General features: G+C 71.9%; 13 protein-coding genes. 4 read left to right on the top strand and 9 right to left on the bottom strand.

Annotation, left to right across the window (positions count from 1 at the left end; all coding sequences use genetic code 11):
- Positions 1-11: 11 nt before the first annotated feature.
- On the bottom strand, positions 12-362 hold the full coding sequence (locus tag AB0I79_RS24645; RefSeq protein WP_357876666.1) for a glyoxalase: 351 nt from the start codon (positions 360-362) through the stop codon (positions 12-14).
- On the bottom strand, positions 359-1129 hold the full coding sequence (locus AB0I79_RS24640) for a trans-aconitate 2-methyltransferase (protein ID WP_357876664.1): 771 nt from the start codon (positions 1127-1129) through the stop codon (positions 359-361). The genes AB0I79_RS24645 and AB0I79_RS24640 overlap by 4 nt, the downstream gene beginning before the upstream one ends.
- 57 nt (positions 1130-1186) lie before the next feature.
- Here AB0I79_RS24640 and AB0I79_RS24635 point away from each other — a divergent pair, with 57 nt between their 5' ends.
- The gene (locus AB0I79_RS24635) at positions 1187-1693 is read left to right on the top strand and encodes a MarR family transcriptional regulator (RefSeq protein WP_357876662.1); all 507 of its coding nucleotides are present in this window, start codon (positions 1187-1189) and stop codon (positions 1691-1693) included.
- Positions 1694-1752: 59 nt separating this feature from the next.
- Here the strand turns inward: AB0I79_RS24635 and AB0I79_RS24630 are convergent, their stop codons facing one another.
- The 3 genes from AB0I79_RS24630 to AB0I79_RS24620 form a co-directional block, all read right to left on the bottom strand.
- Positions 1753-3573: an ABC-F family ATP-binding cassette domain-containing protein gene (locus tag AB0I79_RS24630; RefSeq protein ID WP_357876660.1), complete on the bottom strand. Its 1821-nt coding sequence runs from the start codon at positions 3571-3573 to the stop codon at positions 1753-1755.
- A 78-nt stretch (positions 3574-3651) separates the two neighbouring features.
- Positions 3652-4554: a 4-(cytidine 5'-diphospho)-2-C-methyl-D-erythritol kinase gene (locus AB0I79_RS24625; protein WP_357876658.1), complete on the bottom strand. Its 903-nt coding sequence runs from the start codon at positions 4552-4554 to the stop codon at positions 3652-3654.
- A gap of 156 nt (positions 4555-4710) precedes the next feature.
- Positions 4711-5316: a helix-turn-helix domain-containing protein gene (locus AB0I79_RS24620; RefSeq protein ID WP_357876656.1), complete on the bottom strand. Its 606-nt coding sequence runs from the start codon at positions 5314-5316 to the stop codon at positions 4711-4713.
- Between the two features lie 100 nt (positions 5317-5416).
- Between AB0I79_RS24620 and AB0I79_RS24615 the strand changes: the two genes are divergently transcribed.
- On the top strand, positions 5417-6148 hold the full coding sequence (locus AB0I79_RS24615) for an SDR family NAD(P)-dependent oxidoreductase (RefSeq protein ID WP_357876655.1): 732 nt from the start codon (positions 5417-5419) through the stop codon (positions 6146-6148).
- Positions 6149-6371: 223 nt separating this feature from the next.
- Here AB0I79_RS24615 and rsmA read toward each other — a convergent pair whose 3' ends face one another.
- On the bottom strand, positions 6372-7232 hold the full coding sequence (gene rsmA / locus AB0I79_RS24610) for a 16S rRNA (adenine(1518)-N(6)/adenine(1519)-N(6))-dimethyltransferase RsmA (RefSeq protein ID WP_357876653.1): 861 nt from the start codon (positions 7230-7232) through the stop codon (positions 6372-6374).
- A 70-nt stretch (positions 7233-7302) separates the two neighbouring features.
- Here rsmA and AB0I79_RS24605 point away from each other — a divergent pair, with 70 nt between their 5' ends.
- Both AB0I79_RS24605 and AB0I79_RS24600 read left to right on the top strand, forming a co-directional pair.
- The gene (locus AB0I79_RS24605) at positions 7303-9417 is read left to right on the top strand and encodes a protein kinase (protein WP_357877419.1); all 2115 of its coding nucleotides are present in this window, start codon (positions 7303-7305) and stop codon (positions 9415-9417) included.
- The gene (locus AB0I79_RS24600) at positions 9414-10664 is read left to right on the top strand and encodes an FG-GAP-like repeat-containing protein (protein WP_357876651.1); all 1251 of its coding nucleotides are present in this window, start codon (positions 9414-9416) and stop codon (positions 10662-10664) included. The genes AB0I79_RS24605 and AB0I79_RS24600 overlap by 4 nt, the downstream gene beginning before the upstream one ends.
- 206 nt (positions 10665-10870) lie before the next feature.
- On the opposite strand, the gene AB0I79_RS24595 is transcribed toward AB0I79_RS24600, so the two are convergent.
- The 3 genes from AB0I79_RS24595 to metG all read right to left on the bottom strand — a co-directional run bounded on the left by AB0I79_RS24595 (position 10871) and on the right by metG (position 14623).
- Positions 10871-11740, bottom strand: coding sequence for a ubiquitin-like domain-containing protein (locus AB0I79_RS24595; RefSeq protein ID WP_357876649.1), 870 nt, complete (start codon positions 11738-11740; stop codon positions 10871-10873).
- A 144-nt stretch (positions 11741-11884) separates the two neighbouring features.
- On the bottom strand, positions 11885-12739 hold the full coding sequence (locus AB0I79_RS24590) for a TatD family hydrolase (protein ID WP_357876647.1): 855 nt from the start codon (positions 12737-12739) through the stop codon (positions 11885-11887).
- Between the two features lie 99 nt (positions 12740-12838).
- Positions 12839-14623 carry a methionine--tRNA ligase gene (metG, locus tag AB0I79_RS24585; protein WP_357876645.1) on the bottom strand — a complete coding sequence of 595 codons (1785 nt, stop codon included), beginning with the start codon at positions 14621-14623 and terminating at the stop codon, positions 12839-12841.
- Positions 14624-14709 lie beyond the last annotated feature (86 nt).

Below are 14709 nucleotides of genomic sequence, written 5' to 3'. Positions count from 1 at the left end.
CAAGGTGAACATCACACGGGTTGCAGGAGTTCGATTCTGTTGCCCACCGGGTCAGAAACATAGATGCGTCGGTACCCCGGGAACAGGGCGTCTTCCCGCGCATCGGGCATTTTCTCCGCGTACGCGTCGAGATCGTCCACCAGGAGGGCGGGGTGGGCCTTGCGCGCGGGCCTGAAGCCCTCCTCGATGCCGAGGTGGATCTCCACCCCTTCGCCCCTGAACCAGACACCTCCGCGGGCGGCCAGCCCGGCGGGCTTGGGCACCTCGCGCAGGCCCAGCACGCCCGCGTAGAACTCGCGTAAGGCCGGCTCGCTGCCCTCGGGCGCGGCGAGCTGCACGTGATGCAGTCCCTTGATCGTCACTTCTGCGCCACCACGAAGATCCTCCTGAACGGGAACGGCGTGCCGTAGCTCCTGGCCGGGTAGGCCTCGGCGAGCGGCTTGGCGAGGTCCTGCTTGAAGCGCCGCTGCTCGTCGGGGTCGAGGCGGTCGAAGACGGGGCGCAGGGCGGTGCCGGAGACCCACTCGAGCACGGGGTTCTCGCCGTGCAGGACGTGCACGTACGTCGTCTCCCACGCGTCCACCTGGGAGCCGCCCTGGTTGAGCAGGTCGACGTACTCCAGCGGCTCCCCGACGGGCATGCCCCTGGCGAGGTCGCCGAGCCTGTCGGACCAGGCGCGGGAGGAGCACAGCTCGCGGATCGCGACGTGGCTGGGGGCGTCGAAGTTCCCCGGCACCTGGAAGGCCAGCCAGCCGCCGGGGGCCAGCTCCTCGACCCAGTGCTCCAGCACGTCGCGGTGCGCGGGCACCCACTGCAGGACGGCGTTGGAGACGATCACGTCCATGGGCCGGTCGGGGCGCCACATGGCGACGTCGGCCACCGCGAACCTGACCGGCGACCCGAGCTTGCGGGCCTTGGTGATCATCGCCGGCGAGGAGTCGAAGCCCTCCACGGTCGCGTTGGGCCAGCGGCTGATCAGCTCCACGGTGAGCTCGCCGCCGCCGCAGCCGGCGTCCACGACGTAGTCGGGCTCGACGGCTCCGACCCGGGAGATCAGCTCGATGAACGGCCGTGACCGCTCGTCCGCGTAGACCGCGTACGTGACAGGGTCCCAAATATCTCTTGACATAGAGATAATTGATATCGAGAGAGATATCTCGATGTCAAGACAGTACACTTGTGTGTCATGACGGAGGATGCTAGAGACGAGGTCGATCGCCTCGTCGCGGCTTGGCGAGCGGAGCGCCCCGACCTTGACGTCGAGCCGCTCCACGTGCTCTCTAGAGTGTCACGACTCGCCAAGCATCTCGACCGTGCGCGGCGGGCGGCGTTCGCCGAACACGATCTGGAGCCATGGGAGTTCGACGTGCTCACCGCCCTGCGGCGGGCCGGCAAGCCCTACGAGCTCAGCCCCGGAGCCCTGCTGCGGGCCACGCTGGTGACCTCCGGCACGATGACCAACCGCATCGACCGGCTCGCCCAGGCCGGGCTGGTGCGGCGGCGGCCCGATCCCGAGGATCGGCGCGGGGTGCTGGTGTCGCTGACGGACACGGGGCTGGCCCGGGTGGACGCCGCCTTCGACGACCTGCTGCGGCGGGAGCGGGAGTTGTTGTCGGGGCTGGGGGCGGCGGATCAGCGCGCTCTCGCGTCGCTGCTCCGCACCCTCCTCACGCCCTTCGACTCCCCGCTCTGACCCCCGCCCGCCCCCTCCCGGATCCCACCCGCCCTCCGGCGCGCCGCCCGGGCGTGGCGTCAGTCGCCCAGGCGGTCGGCCACCTCCAGCCACTCGGCCTCGACCGTGTCCTTCTGGGCGGTGATCTCGCGTAGCTGGGCGTCCAGCGAGCCGAGCTTGGCGTAGTCGCTGGCCGCGTCGGCCATGGCGGCGTGCAGGCGGGACTCCTGGTCGCTGAGCTTGTCGAGCTGGCGCTCCAGGCGGTTGAGCTCCTTGCGCAGCTCGCGTTCCTCCTTGGCGGACAGCCCGCCCTGCTCGGCCGCCGCACCCGAGGGAGCGGCCGGCACGCCGGCCTCCGTCGCGGGCGCCGGGGCGCCGGCGCCGAGCCGGGCGGTCACCGCCGTGCCCGCGGCGCGGCGTTCGAGGTACTCGTCCACCCCGCCGGGAAGGAACGACAGCTTGCCGTCACCCAGGAGCGCCACGCACCGGTCGGTGACCCGCTCCAGGAAGTAGCGGTCGTGGCTGACCAGGATCAGCGTGCCCGGCCAGCCGTCGAGCAGGTCCTCCAGCTCGTTGAGCGTCTCGATGTCGAGGTCGTTGGTGGGCTCGTCGAGCAGCAGGACGTTGGGGTCGTCCATGAGCAGCCGGAGGAGCTGCAACCGCCGCCGCTCGCCGCCCGACAGGTCACCGATCACCTTCCACTGCGCGTCGCCGCGGAAGCCCAGGCGTTCCAGGAGCTGGGAGGCGGTCCACTCCCGCTTGCCGAGCTGGAGGTACTTGCGTACCTCCTCCACCGACTCCAGCACGCGCCGGGCCGGGTCGAGCTCGGCGAGCTCCTGGGACAGGTGCGCCAGGCGGACGGTCTTGCCCCTGACCACCCGGCCGGAATCGGGCTTGATCGTGTCGGCGAGCAGCCGCAGCACCGACGACTTGCCCGACCCGTTCACCCCGATCAGCCCGATCCGGTCGCCCGGGCCGAACTGCCACGTCAGGTGGTCGAGCACCAGCGGGCCCGTGCCGGGGCCGCCCGCGTGGAGGGTGACGTCCTCGAGGTCGTAGACGGTCTTGCCGAGGCGGGCGGCGGCGAAGCGCATCAGCTCGACGGCCTCGCGCGGCGGCGGCTCGTTCGCGATCAGAGCCTGGGCGGCCTCGATCCGGAACTTCGGCTTGGACGTGCGGGCGGGCGGGCCGCGCCGCAGCCAGGCGATCTCCTTGCGCATGAGGTTCTGGCGGCGCTCCTCGGCGGCCTGCGCGATGCGCGCGCGCTCGGCCTTGGCCAGCACGTACGCCGCGTAGCCGCCCTCGTAGCGCTCGACCCGCCCGTCCACGACCTCCCAGGTGCGGGTGGAGACGGCGTCGAGGAACCACCGGTCGTGGGTCACCACCACCAGCGCGCTCTTGCTGCCCGCCAGGTGCCCGGCCAGCCACGCGATGGCCTCGATGTCGAGGTGGTTGGTGGGCTCGTCGAGCATGATCAGGTCGTGGTCGTCGATCATCAGCTTCGCCAGCGCCGTGCGCCTGCGCTCGCCGCCCGACAGGTCGCCGGCCCTGGAGCCGAGGTCGAGGTCGCCGATCAGGTTCGCGAGGATCTCGCGTACGCGCTGGTCACCCGCCCACTCGTGCTCGGCCAGGCCGCCGAGGACGATCTCGCTCACGGTGGCGCCGGGGTCCAGAGTGTCCTGCTGCGACAGGAAGCCGACGCGCAGGCCGCGGTTGTGCGTGACGCGACCGCTGTCGGGGCGCACGGTGCCCGCCAGCACGGACAGCAACGTCGTCTTGCCGCCCCCGTTGCGCCCGACGACGCCGATGCGCTCGCCGGCCTCCACCCCGAGCGAGACGTCGCTGAGGAGCGGCTTGGGGCCGTAAGCGTGGGAAACAGCTTCAAGATTGACCAGATTCATGGCCTACCCAGGGTATCGGCTTCCCGCGGGCCTCCCCGCCGTCCTTCGGACGGAACGAGCCGGCGCCGGTCGCTCCGGTCAGACCAGGACGGCGCCCTGGACGGGGCCGTGGGCGGCCACCGCGGTGTGGGCCGCGCCCGTCGCGGTCAGGCTCTGCGCCAGGTCGCGGGCGTGGGTGGCGTCGATGGCCAGGAAGGCACAGGTGGGACCGGAGCCGGAGACGATCGCGCCGAGCGCTCCGTGCTGGCGGCCCGCGTCGAGGGTCGGCGCGAGCTCGGGGCGAAGGTTGAGCGCGGCGGCCTGGAGGTCGTTGCTGAGGTTGGAGCCGAGGGCGTACGCGTCGCCGGTGCCGAGCGCCTCCATCAGCGAGTCGTTGAGCTGGGGCCAGGGCACCTGGGCGCCGGAGGCCTCCCTGAGCCGGTCGCATTCCGCGTACACGCTGGCCGTCGAGAGCCCGCCGTTCGCCAGCGCGAACACCCAGTGGAACGTGCCCCCGGTGGGCAGCTCGCTGAGCTGCTCGCCGCGCCCCGTGCCGACGGCCGTGCCGCCGATCAGCGAGAACGGGACGTCGCTGCCCAGGTCTCCGGCGATCTCCATCAGGTCCTCGAACGGCAGCCCCAGGCCCCACAGCTCGTTGCATGCCACCAGCGCGCCCGCGGCGTCGGCGCTGCCGCCCGCCATGCCGCCGGCCACGGGGATGTCCTTCTGGATGACGAGGTCGGCGCCGTAGGTGCGGCCCGCGTGCTTGGCGAGGGCGCGGGCGGCCCGGATGGCGAGGTTGGTGTCGTCGACGGGCACCTGGTCGGACCACTTGCCGTTGACCTGGACGGTGATCGACTCGGACTCCCTGGCCACCACCTCATCGAAGATCGATACCGCGTGGAAGACGTTGACCAGGTCGTGGTAGCCATCTTCCCTGAGCGGGCCGACAGAAAGCTGCACGTTGACCTTCGCGGGCACACGTACGGTCACCGAACTCATCGATCTTCTGCCACTCTCATCGCTTGCCGGGGTCAAGGACACTCGATGTTATCCGTGCCCGCCGGCCTGACATGCGGTTCTTGAAATATGAACCGCATGTCCCGGCCGCTCCCCGGCGCGGAGAGTCAAGTTGGTGGGTATTTGCCGGGGCCGCCGCTAGCGGGCGGCGGCCTCGCCGGGCACGGGGTGCGCGGCCTCGGCGCGCAGGCCGTCGAGGAAGAACGCCAGGCAGCGGCGCCACGCGCCCGGAGCGGTGCCCATGGACTCGCGGATGACCTGGGACATCGCCCAGATCAGGGTGATCAGGTCCTGGGACCCGAAGTCGGCGCGGAGCCGGCCGGCGGCCTTGGCGCGCTCGATGATCCGCTGGGCGTCCACGAAGCCCTGGTGACAGGCCTGGCTCACGTCACTGGCCAGGGAGAAGCCCTGGGTCAGGGCCTCGTTCAGGCCGAGGTCCTCGGACTGCAGCGCGAACAGCCCCTCGAGGAAGCCGACGAACCCGGCCCAGGGGTCGGGGTCGGCCAGCGCGGTCGCGGTGATCTGCTCCAGGACCGCCAGCCGCTGGGGCATGACCGCCCCGAGGAGGGCCTCGCGGGTCGGGAAGTGGTTGTAGAGGGTGCCGATGCTGACGCCGGCGCGGCGGGCGACGTGCTCCAGGGGCACGTCGAGGCCGCGCTCGGCGAAGAGCTGGGTGGCGGCGACCAGCAGTTTGTCGCGATTGCGCGCGGCATCCGACCGCAGCGGCTTGGTTCCGGCTGCCATTCCTCCATCATACGAAATCGAGGGCTGCCTCAAGTTTTGTGGTACGGTCGGCCCATCAAGTTGAGGGAACCCTCGATTTAGTTGAAGGGAAGGCATCGTCATGCCCGCAGCAGCACGCAAGACCGCCGCCGTCATCGGAGCCGGGCCGGGGCTCGGCATGTCCATCGCCCACCGGTTCGGACGCGAGGGATACGCCGTGGCGCTCGTCTCCCGCAGCGACGCCCGCCACGCCGGTTATGTGGCGTCGCTGGCCGCGGCCGGGGTGGAAGCGGCGGCGTTCGTCGCCGACGTGCGCGACCGCGACCGGGCGGCGACCGCGCTGGACGCGATCGGCGAGCGGTTCGGCGCGATCGACGTTCTCTACTACGGGCCCGGGGCCGCCGACCTGGACGTCGCCCCCGCCCCCATCACCTCCATCACCTCGGCCGACGTGCGGGAGGCGATGGAGGTGGTGTATCCGGCGGTCGACCTGGTCGGCAGGGTGCTGCCCGGCATGGTCGAGAGGGGCGAGGGCGGGCTGCTGTTCGCCGGCGGGCTCAGCTCCGTCATGCCGATGCCCGCACTCGGCAGCCTGGCGATCTCCTCGGCGGCGCTGCGCAACTACTCACTGACGCTCAACGCGGCGCTGGCCGGGAAGGGCGTCTACGCCGGGAGCCTGATCATCGGCGGGCTGGTCGAGCGGGGTGACATCCACACGCACGTGCTCTCCCGGCCGGAGCGGTTCGGCGACGTGGGCATCAGGACTCTCGACCCCGACCTGATCGCCGGCACCGCCTGGGACCTCTACACCAAGCGGGACCGGCCCGAGGTGACCATCAGCGCCTTCGAGTGACGCATCCTCGGGGGCGAGGCTCCCGCGCCCCACCGCCCTCGCGTCCCACCGCCCTCGCGCCGCACCGCCCTCGCGCGGCGCCCCCCTTGCCCGACAGGTGCTCGCGCGCACCGCCCTCACGCGGCAGGACCTCGCGCGGCGGGACCTCGCGCGGCAGGACCTCGCGCGGTGGGATTGCCGCGTCACAGGGCGCTGCGGCCGCGGGCACCGCTCCCCCGTATGGTCAGGGTCTGAGCTCGGCGATGCGGGCGAAGGCCGTGACGTCGAGTTGCTCGCCTCGCGCCGACGGGTCCACCCCGGCCGCCCGCAGCGTGCGCTCGGCGTCGGCGGGCGTGCCGGCCCAGGAGGCGAGCGCCGCCCTCAGGGTCTTGCGGCGCTGCGCGAAGGCCGCGTCCACCACCTCGAACACCTCCTCCCGCGAAGCCGTCGTGACCGGCGGGTCGCGGCGGGCCAGGGAGACGAGGCCGGAGTCGACGTTGGGGACGGGCCAGAAGACGGTACGGCCGACGGGGCCCGCCCGGCGCACGTCGGCGTACCAGGCCGCCTTGACCGACGGCACCCCGTACACCTTCGAGCCCGGCCCGGCGGCCAGCCGGTCCGCCACCTCCGACTGGACCATCACCAGGCCCTTGCGCAGCGACGGCAACACCTCGAGGAGGTGCAGCACCACCGGGACGGCCACGTTGTACGGCAGGTTGGCCACCAGTGCCGTAGGGCTGTGACCCGAGAGGTCGTCGAGCGTGACCTTCATGGCGTCGGCGTTGACGACCGTGAGACTGTCGGCGGCCCCGCGCTCGGCCACCGTGATGGGGAGCTGCCCGGCCAGCACCGGGTCGATCTCGACGGCGACCACGTGCGCGGCCGCCGGCAGGAGCGCGAGCGTGAGCGAGCCCAGGCCCGGACCCACCTCGATGATCACGTCATCGGGCGAGAGGTCGGCCACGCGGACGATGCGACGGACGGTCCCTGCGTCGATCACGAAGTTCTGGCCCAGTTTTTTTGTCGGACGTAGATCTAGCTTGTTCGCCAAAATACGTATTTCTGCAGGGCCCAACAGCCTCATCATCCAACCAGTCTCCCGCATCGAAGAACGTGCGATGGCGGATGGGGAGACCAAAGGAGAGGATGGCGTGGAACAGGAAGGGACGTCGCTCATGGAACCAACGGGCGCCGCGCCGCTCCGGCCGACCGACTTGCGCGCGATCGGGCCGTACCGGCTGCTGGGCCGGTTGGGCGAGGGCGGCATGGGGACCGTGTTCCTCGCGCGGGCGCCGACGGGGCGGTTCGTCGCGCTCAAGGTGGTCAAGGCCGAGTTCGCCAACCAGGAGGGCTTCGCGGCGCGGTTTCATGGGGAGGTCGCGAACGCTCGCCGGGTGGCGTCGTTCTGTACGGCCCAGGTGCTGGACAACGGCAACACCGGGGACGGCCGGCCGTACATGGTGACCGAGTACATCGCGGGCACTCCGCTGTCGGACCAGATAACGACGTACGGCGCCCTGGAGCCGGGGCCGCTGCACGGCGTCGCGCTCGGCGTCGCGGCCGCGCTGGCGGCCATCCACGTGGCGGAGCTGGTGCACCGGGACCTCAAGCCGGCGAACGTGATCCTCTCCCTGTCCGGGCCCCGGGTGATCGACTTCGGGATCGCCAGGGCGCTCGACCGGGAGACGGGGTTCACGCTCTCCGGCGAGCTGCTGGGCAGCCCGGGGTGGTGGGCGCCCGAGCAGGTGCGCGGCGAGCCGGTCAGCCCGGCGGTCGACATCTTCGCCTGGGGCTGCCTGGTGGCCTACGCGGGCAACGGGCGGCATCCGTTCGGGCGCGGCGACCCCATCACCATGGCCTCCCGGGTGCTCAACACGCCGCCCGACCTCGGGGCGTTGCCCGCGCCGCTGAACGAGCTCGTACGGCGGGCCACCTCCATGGACCCGGCCCTGCGGCCCACCGCGCAGGATCTGCTGATCGCGCTGGTGGGAGGGAGCGCGCCGATGCGGGCGGCGGCCGATCCGCCGACGCTGGTGGCGAACGAGATGCTCAGCGAGTGGCAGCCGCCGCCGAACGTGGTGGACGAGCCGGACATCACGGCCACCTTCACGACGCCCCCGCCCAGTGACGCGACCGGACGGAGAGGGAGAACCCACGCGGCCCCCGGAGCCGCTGACCCGGCGACCGGTCCTGGCGGTCCGTCCACCGCGCCGGCCTCCGCGAGCGTGCCCGGCTCCGCCGGCGTGCCGGATCCCGCGAGCGCGCGCGGGTCCGGCGCGGCGGCGAGCGCGCCGCCGTCGTCCCTGGAGGAGCGGGCCCGGCGGGAGGAGGAGGCGGCCAGGGAGGAGCTGGCGCGCTGGCAGGTGCCCGGGCAGGCGGAGGCTCCTCGGCGGCGGCTCGGGCTGTTCCGCTCGGGCAAGGCCTCCCGGCAGGAGCCGGAGCAGGAGCCCGGGCAGTCGCGAGACGAGCCCGCGCAGTCCCGGCAGGACTCCCGACCAGGCCCTGAACAGCGCGACTCCCGGCCAGGCCCCGAACTGCAGGGCACCGCCTGGCGGCCCGCGCACGGCCAGGGGGCAGAGGCGCCACGTCAGGATGCCGGCATGGAGCCGGCTCGCCGGCGTACCGCGCCGGAGCCCGCGCGGCAGGACGCAGCCGTGGGGCGCCTGCCGCAGGCGGCCGGCTTAGGGTCGGACACGCACCCAGGCACGCTGGGCTCCCCAGCCGAGCGAGCCGAGCGAGCCGACGAGGACGACACCATCGGCGGCGCGCGCACGCCCGGCACCCGGTGGCTCATCGCCGCCGCGGCCGCCGTGCTGGCCATCGTGGTGACCGTGGCCGTACTGATCGTCACCTCGGCCCGTGACACGACCACCACCGTGACCCCCGGCACCCCGACCCAGGCCGCGGGCAGCCCCAGCCCGAACGACGTGGGCCGCAGGTTCGCGCTGGGCGCGAGCTTCGACGACCCCGTCGCGATCGTGACCGGGGCGCCGGAGTGCGGGGCGAAGGAGTTCGAGGGCATCACGTCCGCCAAGGGCCAGCTCTGCGTGATCCGCTGGACGATGCTCAACCCGGGCGGCGAGCGCAGGGTGCTGGTCCAGCCCGTGGTGACCATGGTCGACGACCGGGGCGGCGAGCACGACCCGGCCCCCGTCACGTTGCCGCCGGCCATCCTGCCCGGTGCGCGGGTGGACAGCGCCTTCGTGTTCGACCTGGCCATGTACCGCAAGCCGATGAAGCTGACGGCGACCCTGCTGGAGAACGGCAAGCTGATCGAGGTGGCGCTGTGACGCTCAGAGCGGCCCTCACCGCGCTCGCCGCGCTCGCCGTCATGGCTGGAACGGCCACGGCGAGCGTGACCCCCGCCTCGGCCGCGGTCCCCCCTGCGTCCGCCGTGACCCCCGCCACGGCGGCGGCCTGCTCCGGAGCCGCCGACTTCGACGGTGACGGCGTGGACGACGTGGCGGTGGGCGATCCGTTCGCGGACGACCAGAAGGGCGCGGTGCACGTGCTGTCCGGCGGCAAGGTGGTGCCGGTCGGCGTTCCCGGGCTGGCCAGGGGCGACGGCTTCGGCTGGTCCGTACGGCTGGCGCAGGTCAACGGCGACGCCTGCGCCGACCTGGTGATCGGCGCCCCGTACGCGGACGTGGACGGCACCGAGGACGCCGGCGCCGCGTACGTGGTCTACGGCGGCGGGTCGGCGGCCCCCGAGCGCCTGACGGCGCCGCAGCCCCAGCGGTTCGCGCACTTCGGCTGGTCGATGGCCGCGCGTGGCGACCTGGTGGCGATCGGCGCGCCGTACGAGGACGAGGCCCGGCTCCTCGACGTGGGCGCCGTCTACGTGCGCAAGGGCGCGGGCGAGCTGCGCAGGGTCAGCCAGGAGACCGTGGACGTGCGGGGCAACAGCGAGGTGGGCGACCAGTTCGGCTGGTCGATGGCGTTCGGGCCGGAGAACGGGCTGGTCGTCGGCGTGCCGTACGAGAACGACGACGGTGCGGGCCGCCAGATCGAGGCCGGGAAGATCGACTCGGGCTCGGTGGTGTTCATCGACGACGTGCTGGCGCCGCGGATCACCTCGTTCAAGCTGGACTCGCCGACGAACGCCTCCGGCGACCGGTTCGGGTACGCGGTCGTGTACGCCGAGGGCTCCGGCTACGCCGTCGGCTCGCCCGGGCCCGGGTACGTCCAGCTCCTCGATCCCGCGCGCAAGCCCACGAGGAGGGTGACGCAGGGGGGCAAGCAGGCGTTCGGGTTCTCGATGGCCGTCTCGGCGGACGGTCGGCTGGCGATCGGCGCCCCGTACGGCGGTGGTGTCCGGGTCGTCTCCTGGAAGGACGCCGCCGAGGTCCGGGAGCTGGCGACCGCCGACGGGCTGTTCGGCTGGTCGGTGGCCTTCAGCGGCAACAAGCTGTACGTGGGGCAGCCGGACGCCGCGCCGTACGGGAAGGTCGCGGTGGCGGCCCGCAACGACGAGGCGGCGCCGCAACCGGTCCAGCCACCGAAGGGAGCCGACTTCGGCGTCTCGCTCGCCGGTTAGCGAGCGCTGAGCGGTGCCGCCGATGGCGACACCGGTTAGCGAGCGCTCAGCGGTGCCGCCGGTGGCGAGCGGGCGGGGCGGTCAGGAGGCGGCGCGGGCGGGGCGGTCAGGAGGCGGCGCGGGCGGGGCGGTCAGGAGGCGGCGCGGGCGGGGCGGTCAGGAGGCGGCGCGGGCGGGGCGGTCAGGAAGCGGGGCGGGCAGGGCGGTCAGGAAGCGGGGCGGCGGGCGTTCATGGTGAACAGGCGGTCGCCGCAGTGCGGCCACTGGCCCTGCCACCTGCCGCCCACCTGCTGGTAGAGGACCTGCGCCCGGTACGTCTGCTCCTCCTCCGGCCAGGTGCTCGGCGTGTCCATGCCGCCCACCGCCTGCCACATGGGCAGGCTGAACTGGTACAGGCCGTAGTAGGGCCCGTCCGGGTTGTACGCCTCCAGGTCGCCGTGCGACTCGCACTCGGCCAGCGCCTCCCAGTCGAGCTCGGCGACCTCGGGCTGGATCTGCACGGTCCTCGGCGGGGTGACCGTGATGACCGTGCCGTCCTTGGGGAAGCTGCTCAGCGGCGGGTTCACCAGGTAGCCGCGGCGCAGCGCGATGCGCTTCTGCTTGAGCACCTCGCGCACCGTCCTGGCCGTCGTACGCGAGGTCACCCGCGTGGTGCCGGCCACCACGTACACCTTCCGCCGCGTGTACACGGTCAGCTCCATGCCCTCCAGCGGCACCTTGTCGCCGGGCGGGGCCGAGAGCTTGCCGGCGGCGGGGGCGATGTCCAGCTCCGCCAGGGCGTCGCCCACGTTCGTGGCGGTGACCAGGTGCGTGCTGGTGCGGCCGTCGAGGGTCAGGGTGAGGGGACGGGCGCGGCGTACCTCGATCGTGGCGCCGTCGTCGACCGCCGCCTGGATGGACGGCCGGACGACGTCGCCGTACCCCACCGACACCTCGGCGTCGGCGAGCACTTCCTGGACCGTTCCACCGAACGCCCGGACATGCCTGCGCTCGCCATCGACCACCACGATGACCTCTTTGACCAGGAACGACACCACGACGAGCGCTCCGACGGCCACCACCCCCGCCACGCACACGACCGGCGTCCACGGGGAACGCCATGGAACGGGCGGTCGGGGCGCACGCCTCTTTCCTCGCACGAGCCACCTCCGATGTGGTGCCGGACGGCCCGAACTTTACGCTTGTCCGGTCCTTGTATCCCGGAGTTCGCGAAAAGTTGGTCACCACTCGCCGAAAACTGTGACTCCGTTGACGCTGATCGCCTCGCACAACTCGTCCGGGTGGACGTTCTTGACCTCGGCCAGGCAACGCAGGGTGAGGGGGATGAGGTAGGGCGCGTTGGGCTTGCCGCGGTGCGGGACCGGGGGGAGGTAGGGGGCGTCGGTCTCGACCAGCATGAGCTCGGCGGGCGCGATCTCGGCCGCCTCGCGGAGGTAGCCGGCGTTCTTGTACGTCACAGGCCCGGAGAACGACATGAAATATCCGGCTTCGACGCACTTCTTCGCCATTTCGGCGTCGCCGGAGAAGCTGTGGAAGACCACCTTGTCCGGCGCGCCCTCGGCGGCCAGCACCTTGAGCACGTCGTCGTGCGCCTCGCGGTCGTGGATGACCAGCGCCTTGCCGGTGCGCTTGGCGATCTCGATGTGCGCGCGGAAGCTGGCGTGCTGGTCGTCCTTGCTCGCCCAGTCGCGGTAGTAGTCGAGCCCCGTCTCCCCCACCGCGCGCACCTCGGGCCGCCCGGCCAGCGCCTCGATCTCGGCCAGCACCTCCGCGGTGGCCTCGTGCGCCTCGTTCGGGTGGATGGCCACCCCGGCGTACACGCCTTCCTGCCCGGCGGCCACCTCGGCGTTCCAGCGGGAGGAGGCCAGGTCGTAGCCGATCGTGACCAGCCTCGTCACGCCCACGGCCCGAGCGTCGTCGAGGATGCTCCGCACGCTCGCCGAGGCGGCCTGCGCGGCCTGCGCCACCGGGTCGCCCGACGACGCCTGCCTGTTGCCGACCATGATGTCGAGGTGGCAGTGGCTGTCGAACACGGGTGAGGAGAGCGGCTCTGGCACGGCGGGAAGCTTGGTCACGCCATCAAAGCCTAGCCGCCGCGCCGAGGCCGCCGTCACTCACCCGGCCACCGCACCGAGACCACCGCCACTCAGCCGGCCGGCGCGCCGAGACCGCCGTCACTCACCCAGCCGGGCCAGCTCCTCGTCGATGACCTTCGGGTCGAGCTTCTTGAACAGCGGCACGGGCGGCGCCAGGGGGGTGCCGGGCCTGATCGGCCGGTGCTCCCAGCGGGCGGCGCCGTCGGCGTAGTCGCCCGTGATCACCGGGTACGGGGTGCCGCCGTCCTCGTCGACCTCGCGGATCTCCGGCATGCCCGACCAGACGCCCTCGCCACCCAGCATGGCGAAGACCTTGTTGGACGAGCTGGGCAGGAACGGCGTGAGCATCGTCTTGGCGTCGTCCACGACCTGCAGCGCGACGTGCAGGATGGACTTCTGCCGCTCCGGGTCGTCCTTGAGCTTCCACGGCTCCTGGTCGGCGAGGTACTTGTTGGCCTCGCGCACCACGTCGAACGCCTCCGTGATGGCGTTCTTGAAGCGCGAACGGCCCAGCTCCGACCCCACGGGCCCGAACGCGTTGCGCGAGCGCTCCAGCAGCGCCCTGTCGGCGTCGGTGAGGTCTCCCGGCTCGGGCACCGCCCCGAAGTTCTTCGCCGCCATCGAGATGGACCGGTTGACCAGGTTGCCCCAGGCCGCGACCAGCTCGCCGTTGTTGCGGTTGACGAACTCCTGCCAGGTGAAGTCGGTGTCCTGGTTCTCGGGGCCGGCCACGGCGATGTAGTAGCGCAGGGCGTCGGCGTCGTAGCGGGCCAGGAAGTCGCGCACGTAGATGACGACCTGCCGGGAGGAGGAGAACTTCCTGCCCTCCATCGTCAGGAACTCGCTGGAGACCACCTCGGACGGCACGTCGAGCGCGCCCAGCGAGCCAGGCGAGCCGTCGCGCGCGCCGATGCCGCTGTAGCCGAACAGCATCGCCGGCCAGATCTCGGCGTGGAAGACGATGTTGTCCTTGCCCATGAAGTAGTAGCCGCGGGCGTCGGGGTTCTGCCACCACTGGCGCCACGCGTCGGGGTCGCCCGAGCGCCTGGCCCACTCGATGGAGGCGGACAGGTAGCCGATGACCGCGTCGAACCACACGTACAGCCGCTTGTTGGGCTGGTCGCGCCAGCCGTCGAGCGGGATCGGCACGCCCCAGTCGAGGTCGCGGCTGATCGCCCGGGGCTGGAGGTCGCCGAGCAGGTTGAGGGCGAACTTCAGCACGTTCGGGCGCCACTCGCCCTGCTTGGACTGCAGGTAGGAGCCGAGCACCTCGGCGAAGGCGGGCAGGTCGAGCATGAAGTGCTCGGTCTCGACGAACACCGGCGTCTCGCCGTTGATGCGGCTCTTGGGGTTGACGAGCTGGATCGGGTCGAGCTGGTTGCCGCAGTTGTCGCACTGGTCGCCGCGCGCGCCGTCGTAGCCGCAGATGGGGCAGGTGCCCTCGATGTAGCGGTCGGGGAGGGTGCGGCCGGTGGAGGGCGAGATGGCGCCCATCGTGGTCTTGGGGAAGATGTAGCCGTTGTCGTAGAGACCCTTGAAGATCTGCTGCGTGACGGCGTAGTGGTTCTTCGTCGTGGTCCTGGTGAACAGGTCGTAGGACAGGCCGAGGCCGGTCAGGTCTTCGGCGATGACGCGGTTGTAGCGGTCGGCCAGTTCCTTCGCGCTCACGCCCTCCTTGTCGGCCTGGACCTGGATGGGGGTGCCGTGCTCATCCGTGCCGGAGACCATCAGCACGTTGTTGCCCGCCATCCGCTGGTAACGGCTGAAGACGTCGGACGGCACGCCGAACCCCGATACGTGCCCGATATGGCGGGGCCCGTTCGCATACGGCCACGCCACGGCGGTAAGAATGTGCTGGGTCATGATGCTCAGCCTACGGGTCTGCGAGATTCATTTGTTACGCGGTGCCGTGGCTCACCACCCGCCGCACTTCGGCTGACGGCCCTCCA

Source organism: Nonomuraea sp. NPDC050202 (genome assembly GCF_040656115.1).
In the GTDB taxonomy this organism is placed as follows: domain Bacteria; phylum Actinomycetota; class Actinomycetes; order Streptosporangiales; family Streptosporangiaceae; genus Nonomuraea.
The sequence above is the reverse complement of the archived record's forward strand: the minus strand, read 5'-3'. Positions and strand labels throughout refer to the sequence as shown.